The following is a 12,977-nucleotide window of genomic DNA, read 5'->3' on the forward strand; positions in this document are numbered from 1 at the left end:
ATGCCCGATTACATACGGAACACACCAAACCGGGTTTCGTCGATAGGCGCGCACAGCGCAGCGCTCAGGCTCAGCGCCAGAACCTCGCGCGATTTGCGCGGATCGACGATCCCGTCATCCCACAGCCGCGCCGAGGCGTATAGAGGGTGCGACTGGCGCTCGAACATCTCGATGGTGGGACGCTTGAACTCGGCCTCTTCCTCGGCGGACCATGCGCCCCCCTTGCGCTCGATCGCGTCGCGCCTGACCGTGGCCAGCACACCCGCCGCCTGTTCGCCGCCCATCACGCTGATCCGGCTGTTGGGCCATGACCACATGAAGCGCGGCTGATAAGCCCGCCCGGACATGCCGTAATTCCCTGCCCCGAACGAGCCGCCGACCACCATGGTCACCTTGGGTACGCGGGTCGTCGCCACCGCCGTCACCATCTTGGCACCGTGGCGCGCGATGCCCTCGTTTTCGTATTTCCGGCCCACCATGAAGCCGGTGATGTTTTGCAGGAACAACAGCGGGATCTTGCGCTGGCTGCACAATTCCACGAAATGCGCGCCCTTCTGCGCGGCCTCCGAGAACAACACGCCGTTATTGGCCACGATCCCCACCGGACAGCCCTTGAGATGCGCGAACCCGCATACCAGCGTTTCCCCGAACCGCGCCTTGAACTCGTCAAAACGCGATCCATCCACCAGCCGCGCGATGACCTCGCGAATATCGTAGGGCGTGCGCAGATCGGCAGGCACGACGCCCAGCAATTCGTCGGGATCATAGGCCGGGTCTTCGGGGCTGGCCCAATCGACCGTCGCGGGTTTCACCCGGTTCAGACCGGCCACCGCCCGGCGCGCAAGGGCCAGCGCATGCGCGTCATCCTCGGCCAGATAATCGGCAACGCCCGACAGGCGCGTATGCACGTCGCCGCCGCCCAGATCCTCGGCTGTCACGACCTCGCCCGTCGCGGCCTTGACCAGCGGCGGACCGGCCAGAAAGATCGTTCCCTGATCCTTGACGATGATGGTCACATCCGACATCGCCGGAACATAGGCCCCGCCTGCGGTGCAGGACCCCATCACCACCGCGATTTGCGGAATTCCCTTGGCGGACATATTGGCCTGATTGTAGAAGATGCGCCCGAAATGATCCCGGTCGGGGAAAACCTCATCCTGATTGGGCAGGTTCGCACCGCCCGAATCCACCAGGTAGATACAGGGCAGATTGCATTCTTCGGCGATTTCCTGAGCGCGCAGGTGCTTCTTGACCGTCATCGGGTAATAGGTGCCGCCTTTGACCGTGGCATCGTTGCACACGATCATGCATTCCAGCCCCTGCACCCGGCCGATTCCCGCAATCACCCCGGCACAAGGCGCTGCGCCATCGTACAGGCCATGCGCCGCGGTGGCCCCGACTTCGAGGAACGGTGAGCCGGGGTCCAGAAGGTTGGCCACCCGTTCGCGAGGCAGCATCTTGCCACGGCTCAAATGGCGCTCGCGAGCCGCCTCGCCCCCGCCCGCTGCGGCCAGCGCCGCAGCCTCTTCCACCACGCGGATCGCTTCAAGATGACCGTCGCGATTGGCCTGAAACTCGGCTGACGACGGAATTGCCTTGGACTGAAGCTTCATGTTGCCCCCCAGAGTGGTCGGGGCCGGTATAAAACCGCCCCGAATGTTGCATTAATGCCGCATCGCGGCGAGCGTTTCGCAATTTGACCTGAATCAATGAGAAATTGCCGGGCGGCCACCATGTTCGCGAGCACTCGCATAGGAATGGAAAGACCATGAAAAAGATCACCGCATTTACACTCGCAACCGCCCTGGCCACGGCCGCCGCACCGGCGCTGGCGCAGGAACAAGGTGATATGACTCTCGGCTTCGGCCTCGCCGCGGTGATGCCCGCCGACAAAACCAACACCACGCTGGCCGGAGACCTCAGCGTCGACGACAACGTGCGCCCGACCCTGACCTTCGAATACTTCGTCGCGGACAATATCGGCGTCGAAGTTCTGGCGGCATGGCCGTTCGAACACACCGTCAGCCACCCGACGCTTGGCAATATCGTCAAAACCAAGCACCTGCCGCCGACGATCTCGGTCAACTATCACTTCACCAACAAATCGTCGGTCACGCCCTTCGTGGGTGTCGGTGTGAACTACACCACCTTCTGGGACGACAATGCCATCGGCCTGCTGACCGGCACCCCCGTCAGCCTCGATGACAGCTGGGGCATCGCCCTGCATGCCGGTCTGGACTTCAAACTGACCGAGCGTTCCTCGCTGCGCACCGACATTCGCTGGATCGACATCGACACCGACGTGACCGTCGGCGGCTCCGATATCGGCACCGTCTCGATCGACCCGCTGATTGTCGGCGTTTCCTACGTGATGAAGTTCTGATCCATATCGGGACAGTGAAGTCAGGGGGCCGGCCATTGCGCCGGCCCCTTTCACTATATGCATGAGCCAAGCCATCATGACGTGGCCTCGGCGGTTGCGCGCGCTTTCAGTTCGCGCCGGATCACCTTGCCGGTCACGGTCATCGGCAAGGCGTCGAGAAACCCGACCTCACGCGGGTAGGAATAGCTCGCCAACCGCGCCTTGACGAAGCCCTGCAACTCCTCCGCCAATTCGTCGGACGGCGCGACACCCGGTTTCAGCACCACATAAGCCTTGACGATCTCGGTGCGCAGCGGATCGGGCTTGCCCACTACGCCCACCGTCGCCACGGCCTCGTGCTGCAACAGGCAATCCTCGATCTCGGCGGGGCCGATGCGATAGCCCGCGCTGGTGATCACATCGTCATCACGCCCCACGAACCGCAAATAGCCATCGTCCCACACCCCGCGATCCCCGGTCAGCATCCACGCGCCCCGGAACTTAGCCGCTGTCTCGTCGGGTTTGTTCCAGTAACCCAGCATCATGCTGGCCGCGCCGCGACGCACAGCGATGTCACCTTCGCCATCCGTTTCCTCGCCGCTGTCGTCAATCACGCCGATCCCGAACCCCGGCGCCGGTTTCCCGATACACCCCGGACGCGGCGGAAACAGCTGGTTGCAGGAACTGGCCACCATGTTGCATTCGGTCTGGCCGTAAAATTCGTTGATCGTCACGCCAAAGGCCTGCCGCCCCCATTCCAGCATCTCGGCCCCAAGGGGCTCGCCGCCGCTGGCGATACTGCGCAGGCCCGCGATATGCTGATCGGCCGCCTTGAGCATGCGCAGCGCCGTGGGTGGGAAGAACACGTTGCGCACCCCGCCCTCGCGCACGATCCGCGCGCAATCCTCGGGCGTGAACTTGGGCAGGCGCGCGGCCACCACCGGCACCCCAAGCGCCAGCCCCGGCATCAATACATCGAACAGCCCTCCGATCCAGGCCCAATCCGCAGGCGTCCACAGGCAATCGCCCGGCTGCCCCAGGAAATCGTGGCTCATCTCGACACCGGGCAAATGCCCCGTCAGAACGCGATGTCCGTGCAGCGCCCCCTTGGGGCTGCCCGTGGTGCCGCTGGTATAGATCAGCACCGCCGGATCTTCCGGCCCGGTTTCGACCGGCTCCAGCGGGGCCACGTCCAACGCCAATTCTTCGGAGATCAACGGCGCGGCCCCCGCGATCCCGTACAGCATCCCCGCGCCCTCGGCATCGCAGATCACCCACGCCGCCCCGGCATCGCCGACCCGGCTGGCCAGCGCATCGTGACGAAACAGCTTGAACAGAGGGATCGACACCGCACCGATCTTCCAGATCGCCACATGCGCGGCCACGCACCACGCATCCTGACTGCGCAAGACGCCCACACGATCGCCGCGCCTGACCCCACGGGCCAGCAGATCGCGCGCCAGACCGTCCGACAGGCGTTTAAGCTCGCCATAGGGGGTCTCCCGACGCCCCTGCGTCAGGTCGATGACCGCCACCCGGTCCGGCTGATCCGCCGCCCAATCGTCGCAGACCTGCGCGGCCATGTTCAACCGCCCGGGCAAGTTCCAGCGGAACTTGCCGGTCAGCACGTCATAGCTGTCACCCCGGCTCAACATGGCCGCCCCGGCGATTCTATTCGTTCAGCGCGTAATAGAACTCCACCGCCCGTTTTGCCGTCAGGTCGCGTTGGCATTCCGCACCGTAGATCACCCGGATCGACCCGCCTCCGGCGGAATCGTAGGCGCGCTGACATTCGGCATCCCGCTCCTTGATCCATTGCCGTTGAACGGCCAATAGCTGATCCCAGTTGCCGTTGGCCTGCGCCCGCGCCTTCATGGGCTTCCACCAGGCATTGAGCAGATGGTCCCACGCTGCCGTTTCGCGCATGATGCATTCGGCGATTTCTATGGTTGTCTTGCTGCGGCATGCACCGTCGATGATTCCGACACATCCGCCGATCACCCTCTCCTGCGGAGCCCCTTTCGAATAGTTGCGAACGCAGTCCTCGATCTGTGCGACATCCGACCGGCTGGCGGATTGAGCATGAGAAATTGCAGGTAAAATCAAAGTGAAAAGCAGTGCGATCCAGCGCATGGCACCCCCCATAACAATGCGGCACGACAGGTGCCACACTATCACGGATCGCCCCGGACGCACAGATGCGGCCAGAATGGTTCACCCCATGGCTCCCATCAATTCGCGCCCCACCAGCATCCGGCGGATTTCCGAGGTGCCCGCCCCGATTTCCATCAGCTTGGCGTCGCGGAAAATCCGCGCCACCGGCGCATCGTTCAGAAATCCGGCCCCGCCCATGGCCTGCACCGCCTGATGCGCCTGCACCATGGCCTGCTCGCTGGCATATAGACAGCACGCCGCGGCATCCTGACGGGTAACATCGCCCCGGTCGCAGGATTTGGCGACCTCGTACACATAAGCCCGCGCAGAATTCATCGCCGTATACATATCGGCAATCTTGCCCTGCATCAGTTGGAAATTCCCGATGGGCTGCCCGAACTGTTTGCGCTCGGCCATGTAGGGCATGATCTCGTCCAGACAGGCGGCCATGATCCCCGTGCCGATGCCCGCCAGAACGACGCGCTCGTAATCCAGCCCCGACATCAACACGCGCACGCCCTTGCCCTCTTCGCCGAGAATGTTCTCGAACGGGACTTCGACATCGTCAAAGATCAACTCGGCGGTGTTGCTGCCGCGCATCCCCAGCTTGTCGAAATGCGGGCTGGTCGAGAACCCCTTCATGCTTTTCTCGATCAGAAAGGCCGTAATCCCCCTGGACCCGGCTTCGGGATCGGTCTTGGCATAGACCACCAGCGTGTCGGCATCCGGTCCGTTGGTGATCCAGTACTTGTTGCCGTTCAGCTTGTAATGGTCATTGCGCTTTTCGGCGCGCAGCTTCATCGACACCACATCGCTGCCCGCCCCCGCCTCGGACATGGCCAGGGCGCCCACATGCTCGCCACTGACCAGCTTGGGCAGGTATTGCGCCTTCTGCTCGTCACTGCCGTTCAGCTTGATCTGGTTCACGCACAGGTTCGAATGCGCCCCGTAGCTGAGCGACACCGAGGCCGAGGCGCGCGCGATCTCTTCGACCGCGATCACATGCGCCAGGTACGACATGCCCGCACCGCCATACTCTTCGGGTACCGTAATGCCCAACAGGCCCAACTCGCCCATTTCTTTCCACAGATCGTTGGGAAAAGCGTTGGATTGATCCACCTCCGCCGCCATCGGCTTGACGCGCTCCTGCGCCCATCTGTGAACCATGTCCCGAAGGGCGTTCACATCCTCCCCCAGGTCGTATTGCATCACCGCGTTGAACATCCGCCTTGCCTCCCGCTTCCGGCATTTATTGAACACTTGTTCATTTATAGGCGCAAGAGTCGAGTCGGGTCAATCCCATCGTGGCGTCCGGCCAGTTAACCCTGGCCGATCCGACCCCGCGCACCGACGCGATACCGATGCATTACCGACGTGATACCGACACGGCGATTTTGGGGTTTTGACCTTGTTAACAAGGGGAATTCCGGCGTGCCGACTCATCCGCGGCGCGGCGGCACAAGGTTTTGTTCATAGAGGTTAAGATCAGCCCTGCGCAGCCTGATACACAGCGCCCACCTCGGCCCGGATGATCCGCGCAATCAATGCGCAATCCTCTAGGGAGAAGGTCAAAGGCAGGCGCATATCCAGAATCCCGCGCAGAATACGGTCGGACTCGGGCATCGCCTCGCTCGGCGCATAGCGCCAACTGTCATAGCGGCTGGTAAAGCCCACCGGCTCGGCCCCGCCGAACCACTTCAGCTCGACCCCCCGCTTCAAACAGCGCGCGATGACTTCGTCAATCGCGCTATCCCCCCAATCCAAAAGAAGAAACTGGATCGACGACCCGACATAGGTTTCCTCTTCGGGGCGCTCCACCACGGTCAGGCCCAGCGTGCCGCGCAGGCCGTCTTCGACCACCTTGTAACGGTCGTTCCACGCCGCGCATTGCGCATCCAACCGGGCCAGTTGCGGTCGCAGGATTGCCGCGCGCAGATGGTCCATCCGCCCGGAAACATTGGGGGTTTCGTATTTCACCCGCTCGAACACGTCCTCAGGCGGCACCGTCCCGTTGCGCCCATAGAGCATGTAAGAGCCCGACAGGATCGTGGCGCGCGCCGCGATCTCGTCTTCATCGGTGATCAGCAATCCGCCTTCGCCGGAATTCATATGCTTGTAGGTCTGGGTGGAATAGCACCCCACCTTGCCCCACCGCCCCGAAGCACGCCCCTTCCACGCCGCGCCCATGGTGTGCGCACAATCCTCGATCACGGTTATCCCGGCATCATCGCAGATGCGCATCAGCCGCTCCATGTCGCACAGATGCCCGCGCATATGGCTCAGCATCAGGATATCGGCCAGATCCGCCTTGCCCTGCAAGTCGTTGAGGTCAATCGTCAATTCCTGGGTAACGCCGACAAATACCGGCACCGCGCCGACACTCGCGATAGCCCCCGGCACCGGGGCCAGCGTAAAGGCATTGGTCAGCACCCGGTCGTCCGGCCGGACGCCGACAGCCCGCAATGCGGTGGCCAAAGCATACCCGCCCGACGCCACCGCCAGCGCGTATGTCGCCCCGGTATAGGCGGCGAACTCCCGTTCCAGAAGCGCCGTTTCCCCCGGTTCGTCCGGGGCAAGGTTATAGCGATGCAACCGACCGCTGCGCATTACCTCGAGCGCCGCGGCAATCCCGTCCTCGGGGATCGGCTCCTGCTGGGTGAAATTACCTTTGAATATCTCAGTCATGGCCCTGTTCTGAGGGGCAAAACCTGCGCGGTCAATCCGTTTACCGCAAAGCGCATGCAGAGTTCGGTATTCCCGAACATTCCCTGCACAACCATCGAACGCCCTACCCGATCAACCGGCGGGTGATATCCGGCAACTCGCTGTAATCGCTCAACAACGCGTCCGGCATCAGATCGGCCACAGAGTGCCCGTCCGGCCCAAAGGTCACCAACACCGACGGCACCTGCGCCGCCCGGCTGGTTTCACGATCGGTCACGGTGTCCCCGACCAGCAAACAGCGCTCCGGGTTTCCACCCGCCCTGCGCACCGCCTCGCGCAACGGTTCGGGATCGGGCTTGCGCACGGGCAAGGTATCCGCTCCGATCAGCGCACCAAAGGCGTCCCGAACCCCCAGCCGGGTCATCAGCAAATGCGCCAGTTTCTCGGGTTTGTTGGTGCATATCGCCACCCTGTAACCCGCGCTGCGCAACGCCTCGACCGCGTCCATCGCACCGGGATACAGCAGCGTGTGCGTGTCGATAGCCGCCTCATAGGCCTGCAAAAGCAGCGGATACTGGCGGTCCACTTCGGTTTCGCATTCCGTGTGCCCCAGACGTTCCAGCCCGAGCTTGAGCATCGCGCGGCCCCCGCGAAACGCCGTGGCGGCGTCGTCCCGCACATCCAGCTGATCGCCCACACCCATGGCGCGGAAACAGGCATTTGCCGCCGCAATCAAATCAGCGCTGGTATCCGCCAAAGTCCCGTCCAGATCGAAAACAACCGTCCGCATCGCCACCTGCCCTTTTTTGCATAGATGCGCAGTTTTCCGCGCATGGCTGACATATACCGCAATTCAGTTTGATGCACTGCCTCCTTGCGTAGCGGTGGCAACCCGATAAAACGGTCAACGCAGGAATACAAAGAGAAACATCCATGAGTACAGCCTTGATCATCCTGGCCGCCGGTCAGGGCACGCGCATGAAATCGGACCTGCCCAAGGTACTGCATCAGGTGGCCGGTGCGCCGCTTTTGGTCCACGCGATGAAAGCGGGTGCAGCCCTTGCGCCGGACCGGACGGTGATCGTGGCCGGGCATGGAGCCGAGGCTGTGACCGAGGCCGCGCAGGACTATGATGGCGACGCGCAGATCGCCCTCCAGTCCGAGCAGAAAGGCACGGCGCATGCAGTGGCACAGGCGGCTCCACTGCTGGGCGGCTATGACGGCGATGCGCTGGTTCTCTATGGCGATACCCCGTTCATCCAGCCCGAAACGCTGGCCCACATGGCCAAAGCGCGGGAGCAGCACGACATCGTGGTTCTGGGGTTCGAAGCGGTGGACCCGGGCCGTTATGGCCGCCTGAAAATGACGAGTGAAGCCCTTGAGAAAATTGTGGAATTCAAGGACGCCGATGAATCCGAGCGTGCTATCACGTTCTGCAACTCCGGTGTTATCGCGGCCCCCGCGCCCCTGTTGTTCAGCCTGATTTCAGAGATCGACAACAACAATGCCAGTGGCGAATACTACCTGACAGACATCGTGGCGCTGGCGCGCAAGCGGGGCTTGTCGGCGACAGCCGTGGCCTGCGACGAATCCGAAACGATGGGCGTGAATTCTCGTGCCGAACTGGCCGTAGCCGAGGCCGCCTTTCAGACGCACGCACGGGCAACGGCCCTTGCCGACGGGATTACCCTGACCGCCCCCGAAACCGTGCATTTCGCCTATGATACGGTGATCGGTCGTGACACGGTTATCGAACCCAATGTCGTGTTCGGCCCCGGTGTGACCATCGAATCCGGTGCGCGGATCAGGGCGTTTTCGCATCTCGAAGGATGCCACGTGTCGCGCGGTGCGGTGGTCGGTCCCTATGCGCGCCTGCGGCCCGGTGCCGAGCTGGCCGAGGATACACGCATCGGCAATTTCGTCGAGATCAAGAATGCGGTGATCGACGCCGGTGCGAAGGTCAATCACCTCAGCTATATCGGCGACGCCCATCTGGGTGAGGCGACGAATGTTGGCGCGGGGACGATTACCTGCAACTACGATGGTGTCATGAAGCACCACACCGAGATTGGCCGCAACGCCTTTATCGGGTCGAACACCATGCTGGTCGCTCCGGTCAGCATCGGCGACGAGGCGATGACGGCCTCGGGGTCGGTCATCACACGCGATGTCCCGGATGGGGCGCTGGCTATCGCCCGGGGGGAGCAAACGATCAAACCCGGCATGGCACGTAAGTTGTTCGATATTCTAAAGTCTAAAAAAGCGAAACGCGACAAAGGGGCAGGATAATGTGCGGTATTGTAGGCATCCTCGGACAGCACGAAGTTGCCCCGACCCTGGTTGAGGCCCTGCGGCGACTGGAATATCGCGGCTATGACAGCGCCGGGATCGCCACGCTGAAAGATGGGCGACTGGATCGCCGCCGCGCGGTCGGCAAGCTGGTCAACCTGTCGGACCTTTTGGTGCACGAACCGCTGGCGGGAAAGGCCGGGATCGGGCACACCCGATGGGCTACGCATGGTGCGCCGAATCTGGCCAACACCCATCCACACCGTGCCGGGCCGGTGGCCGTGGTGCATAACGGCATCATCGAAAATTATCGCGATCTGCGCACCGATCTGGCGACGAAGGGGATCGGCCACGAAACCGACACCGACACCGAAACCGTTGCCCTGCTGACCCGGCATTTTATGGATCAGGGCCTGCCCCCGGTCGAGGCGGCGAAACGCACCATCGAACGGCTCGAAGGCGCTTATGCGCTGTTGTTCCTGTTCGATGGCGAGCCCGACCTTCTGGTCGCCGCGCGCAAGGGCAGCCCGCTGGCCGTTGGCCACGGCACGGGCGAAATGTTCGTTGGCTCGGACGCCATCGCACTGGCGCCGATGACCGACCGCGTGACCTATCTGGACGAAGGCGATATCGCCGTCGTGACGCGCGAGGGCGTCACGATCACCGACGAAAAGGGAAACACCGTCGACAGGCCGGTCAAGCGTATCCGCATCGGCAATACCCGCGTCGATAAGGCCGGGCACAAACATTTCATGGCCAAGGAGATCACCGAGCAACCCGCCGTGATCGGCGATGCGCTTGGGCATTACCTGTCAGCGGACGGGCGTGACGTGACCTTGCCCGGCGACGGGCTGGATTTCAGTGGGTTCGACCGGCTGACCATGGTGGCCTGTGGCACCGCGTATTACGCCTGCCTGACCGCGAAATACTGGTTCGAACAACTGGCCGGCATGCCTGTCGAGGTCGATATCGCATCCGAGTTCCGCTATCGCGAACCGCCCGTAACCCCCAGAACTTGCGCGGTTTTTGTCAGTCAGTCAGGGGAAACCGCCGATACGCTGGCCGCTTTGCGCTATTGCGAGGGGAAGGCCGATACGATCCTGTCGGTGGTCAATGTGGATGAAAGTTCGATCGCGCGGGAAAGCGATCTAGCGCTGCCGATCCATGCCGGAGCCGAAATCGGCGTTGCCTCGACCAAGGCCTTTACATGCCAGTTGACGGTGCTTCTGTTGCTGGCCCTGAAGGCCGCCAAGGATCGCGGTGCGATGTCGGCCGATGACATGGCCGACACGCTGTCGAGCCTGCGCGGGCTGCCCGCCACGATCAATCACGCGCTTGAACTGGACGATGATTTCGCCAAGGCCGCGCGCCGTCTGTCCGAGGCGGACAACGCGCTGTTCCTGGGCCGGGGGCTGATGTATCCGCTTGCCCTTGAGGGCGCGTTAAAACTAAAAGAAATCAGCTATATACATGCCGAAGCTTATGCATCCGGAGAGCTGAAACACGGCCCCATCGCGCTGATCGACAAAAGGATGCCCGTCGTGGTGATGGCCCCGCGGGACGCCTTGTTCGACAAAACCGTTTCCAACATGCAGGAGGTCATGGCGCGTGGCGGCAAGGTGATGCTGATCACCGATCATGCGGGCGCTGCGGAAACCGACGAAGGAGTATGGCGTCTGATCGAAATGCCCGAGGTCGATCCGGTTCTGGCGCCGATCCTCTATGCGATTCCGGCGCAATTGCTGGCCTATCACACGGCGGTTGCGAAAGGCACAGATGTGGATCAGCCGCGCAATCTGGCGAAATCGGTGACGGTGGAATAGCACCGGGGATTTCGTACGTTTTGTACGAAGTGGACGCGGGTTTTGTACGAAACGCGCACCGCGCCCCGAGTCAGTCGGGAAGGCGATACACCCGAAGCTCGGGCAGGCCGGTCAGATCGGCCTCGATCACGCGCATGGCGGCCAGCGATATCTGGCTGCCCCCCCCCGGCGCGCCGGCGAGCGGGATCAGGTCGACCATAACGGAAGTTCCCCTGTCGGGGTATTCGACACGTCCCCTGCCTGCTGTACCGGCCAGGGGCGTCTTGAGCCAGAACCCCGGTTCGCCCGGTGCGCCGAGCGATGCGACGGTCGTACCGAGATCGGTTTCACCGCCTGCGGGTGCGGCCCCGGCCACGGCCTCGGCGCGTTGCTGTTCGGTGGTGGTGTCGAATGCCTCGGCGGTGCGTGCGCCGGACACGGGGACCGGCGCGGTTTCCGGCGGGCGGATGCCGGATGGATCGGCCTCGGAGGGAACGACGGCGGAGTCTTCTGCTGCGGTTGCGCGGGAGCGGTCAAAAAGTCCCTCGACCTGGGCGCAACCGGCCAGGGAAATACCCAGAACGACACTGATCAATACGGGTTTCATATTTCGATCATACCGCCGCCCACGGCGCGCTTCAATCTGCAAGATCAGCCTTGCCCCATATCGCGTCACGCCTTAGGTAAATTCCTATGACCGCACCATTGATCGACCCTTTCCAGCGCGCGATTTCCTACCTGCGCGTCTCTGTCACGGACCGCTGCGATTTCCGCTGCGTCTATTGCATGTCCGAGAACATGACCTTTCTGCCCAAGAAAGAACTGCTGACGCTGGAGGAGTTGGACCGCATGTGTTCGACCTTCGTGCGCATGGGCGTTGAAAAGCTGCGCATCACGGGGGGCGAGCCCTTGGTGCGCAAGGGGATCATGACCTTTTTCAACGCCATGACCCGGCATCTGGACTCGGGCGATCTGAAGGAACTGACGCTGACCACCAATGGCAGTCAGCTGGAACGGTTCGCCGACGATCTGTATGCGGCGGGCGTGCGGCGGGTGAATATCTCGCTCGATACGCTGGACGAGAAGAAATTCGCCGATATCACCCGCTGGGGCCGCCTGCCACAGGTGATCAGGGGCATCGACGCGGCGCAACGCGCCGGTTTGCGGGTCAAGATCAACACCGTGGCGCTGAAGGGGTTCAACGAGAACGAGTTGTTCGCGCTGGTCGACTGGTGCAAAAGCCGCGACATGGACCTGACCTTTATCGAGGTCATGCCGATGGGCGATATCGGCAACGAGGACCGGCTGGACCAGTATTGGAAGCTGAGCGATCTGCGCAAGGATCTGGCGCAGCGCTACACGCTGACCGAATTGAGCGAGCGCACCGGCGGGCCTGCGCGTTATGTGCGGCTGGAAGAGACCGGGCAGAAGATCGGCTTCATCACGCCGCTGACCCATAATTTCTGCGAAAGCTGCAACCGGGTGCGCCTGACCTGCACGGGGGAATTGTACCTGTGCCTGGGACAGGAAGACATGGCCGACCTGCGCGCGCCCTTGCGCAACAATCCCGGCGACGACGCGCCGCTGGAGGCCGCGATCCGGCAGGCGATCACGCTCAAGCCCGAGGGGCATGATTTCGACTATTCCCGCCAGACGGTGGACGGGCGCGTGTCGCGCCACATGAGCCACACGGGCGGCTGAGGCGC

The 12,977-nt window shown here is 62.7% G+C and carries 11 protein-coding genes; 4 read left to right on the forward strand and 7 right to left on the reverse strand.

The genetic code is table 11. The annotated features are described in order from the left end of the window. Positions 1-8: 8 nt before the first annotated feature. Complete coding sequence (locus BUB53_RS02680) at positions 9-1,613, reverse strand: carboxyl transferase domain-containing protein (protein ID WP_073032390.1); 1,605 nt, start codon at positions 1,611-1,613, stop codon at positions 9-11. A 155-nt stretch (positions 1,614-1,768) separates the two neighbouring features. Here BUB53_RS02680 and BUB53_RS02685 point away from each other — a divergent pair, with 155 nt between their 5' ends. Further along, the gene (locus BUB53_RS02685; RefSeq protein ID WP_073032392.1) at positions 1,769-2,383 is read left to right on the forward strand and encodes an OmpW/AlkL family protein; all 615 of its coding nucleotides are present in this window, start codon (positions 1,769-1,771) and stop codon (positions 2,381-2,383) included. 74 nt (positions 2,384-2,457) lie between these two features. Here BUB53_RS02685 and BUB53_RS02690 read toward each other — a convergent pair whose 3' ends face one another. The 5 genes from BUB53_RS02690 to BUB53_RS02710 all read right to left on the reverse strand — a co-directional run bounded on the left by BUB53_RS02690 (position 2,458) and on the right by BUB53_RS02710 (position 7,970). Then, positions 2,458-4,017 carry an AMP-binding protein gene (locus BUB53_RS02690; protein WP_073032395.1) on the reverse strand — a complete coding sequence of 520 codons (1,560 nt, stop codon included), beginning with the start codon at positions 4,015-4,017 and terminating at the stop codon, positions 2,458-2,460. Positions 4,018-4,033: 16 nt separating this feature from the next. Beyond that, positions 4,034-4,495 (reverse strand): lysozyme inhibitor LprI family protein, encoded by a 462-nt coding sequence (locus BUB53_RS02695; protein WP_073033688.1) that lies wholly within the window; start codon positions 4,493-4,495, stop codon positions 4,034-4,036. Between the two features lie 81 nt (positions 4,496-4,576). Next, positions 4,577-5,740, reverse strand: coding sequence for an isovaleryl-CoA dehydrogenase (locus BUB53_RS02700; protein WP_073032397.1), 1,164 nt, complete (start codon positions 5,738-5,740; stop codon positions 4,577-4,579). Positions 5,741-6,001: 261 nt separating this feature from the next. Beyond that, the gene (locus tag BUB53_RS02705; protein ID WP_073032399.1) at positions 6,002-7,201 is read right to left on the reverse strand and encodes a DegT/DnrJ/EryC1/StrS family aminotransferase; all 1,200 of its coding nucleotides are present in this window, start codon (positions 7,199-7,201) and stop codon (positions 6,002-6,004) included. A 103-nt stretch (positions 7,202-7,304) separates the two neighbouring features. Further along, on the reverse strand, positions 7,305-7,970 hold the full coding sequence (locus BUB53_RS02710) for an HAD-IA family hydrolase (RefSeq protein WP_073032411.1): 666 nt from the start codon (positions 7,968-7,970) through the stop codon (positions 7,305-7,307). Between the two features lie 143 nt (positions 7,971-8,113). Between BUB53_RS02710 and glmU the strand changes: the two genes are divergently transcribed. After that, positions 8,114-9,469, forward strand: coding sequence for a bifunctional UDP-N-acetylglucosamine diphosphorylase/glucosamine-1-phosphate N-acetyltransferase GlmU (glmU, locus tag BUB53_RS02715; protein ID WP_073032413.1), 1,356 nt, complete (start codon positions 8,114-8,116; stop codon positions 9,467-9,469). Then, the gene (glmS, locus tag BUB53_RS02720) at positions 9,469-11,292 is read left to right on the forward strand and encodes a glutamine--fructose-6-phosphate transaminase (isomerizing) (RefSeq protein ID WP_073032415.1); all 1,824 of its coding nucleotides are present in this window, start codon (positions 9,469-9,471) and stop codon (positions 11,290-11,292) included. The genes glmU and glmS overlap by 1 nt, the downstream gene beginning before the upstream one ends. 70 nt (positions 11,293-11,362) lie before the next feature. Here glmS and BUB53_RS02725 read toward each other — a convergent pair whose 3' ends face one another. Beyond that, entirely contained in the window at positions 11,363-11,878 is a 516-nt protein-coding gene (locus tag BUB53_RS02725; RefSeq protein WP_073032417.1) for a hypothetical protein, read from the reverse strand. Between the two features lie 86 nt (positions 11,879-11,964). Here BUB53_RS02725 and moaA point away from each other — a divergent pair, with 86 nt between their 5' ends. Continuing rightward, positions 11,965-12,972 (forward strand): GTP 3',8-cyclase MoaA, encoded by a 1,008-nt coding sequence (gene moaA, locus BUB53_RS02730; protein ID WP_073032419.1) that lies wholly within the window; start codon positions 11,965-11,967, stop codon positions 12,970-12,972. The last annotated feature ends 5 nt before the right edge of the window (positions 12,973-12,977 follow it).

The sequence above is a fragment of the Roseovarius pacificus genome, from assembly GCF_900142665.1.
Lineage (GTDB): Bacteria > Pseudomonadota > Alphaproteobacteria > Rhodobacterales > Rhodobacteraceae > Roseovarius > Roseovarius pacificus.

What these genes read in the sequence shown, in the direction of transcription:
- BUB53_RS02700 (WP_073032397.1), bottom strand. Translation starts at nt 5,740, where the DNA reads ATGTTCAACGCGGTGATGCAATACGACCTGGGGGAGGATGTGAACGCC.
- BUB53_RS02685 (WP_073032392.1), top strand. Translation starts at nt 1,769, where the DNA reads ATGAAAAAGATCACCGCATTTACACTCGCAACCGCCCTGGCCACGGCC.
- BUB53_RS02705 (WP_073032399.1), bottom strand. Translation starts at nt 7,201, where the DNA reads ATGACTGAGATATTCAAAGGTAATTTCACCCAGCAGGAGCCGATCCCC.
- moaA (WP_073032419.1), top strand. Translation starts at nt 11,965, where the DNA reads ATGACCGCACCATTGATCGACCCTTTCCAGCGCGCGATTTCCTACCTG.
- BUB53_RS02710 (WP_073032411.1), bottom strand. Translation starts at nt 7,970, where the DNA reads ATGCGGACGGTTGTTTTCGATCTGGACGGGACTTTGGCGGATACCAGC.
- BUB53_RS02695 (WP_073033688.1), bottom strand. Translation starts at nt 4,495, where the DNA reads ATGCGCTGGATCGCACTGCTTTTCACTTTGATTTTACCTGCAATTTCT.
- BUB53_RS02725 (WP_073032417.1), bottom strand. Translation starts at nt 11,878, where the DNA reads ATGAAACCCGTATTGATCAGTGTCGTTCTGGGTATTTCCCTGGCCGGT.
- glmS (WP_073032415.1), top strand. Translation starts at nt 9,469, where the DNA reads ATGTGCGGTATTGTAGGCATCCTCGGACAGCACGAAGTTGCCCCGACC.
- glmU (WP_073032413.1), top strand. Translation starts at nt 8,114, where the DNA reads ATGAGTACAGCCTTGATCATCCTGGCCGCCGGTCAGGGCACGCGCATG.
- BUB53_RS02690 (WP_073032395.1), bottom strand. Translation starts at nt 4,017, where the DNA reads ATGTTGAGCCGGGGTGACAGCTATGACGTGCTGACCGGCAAGTTCCGC.
- BUB53_RS02680 (WP_073032390.1), bottom strand. Translation starts at nt 1,613, where the DNA reads ATGAAGCTTCAGTCCAAGGCAATTCCGTCGTCAGCCGAGTTTCAGGCC.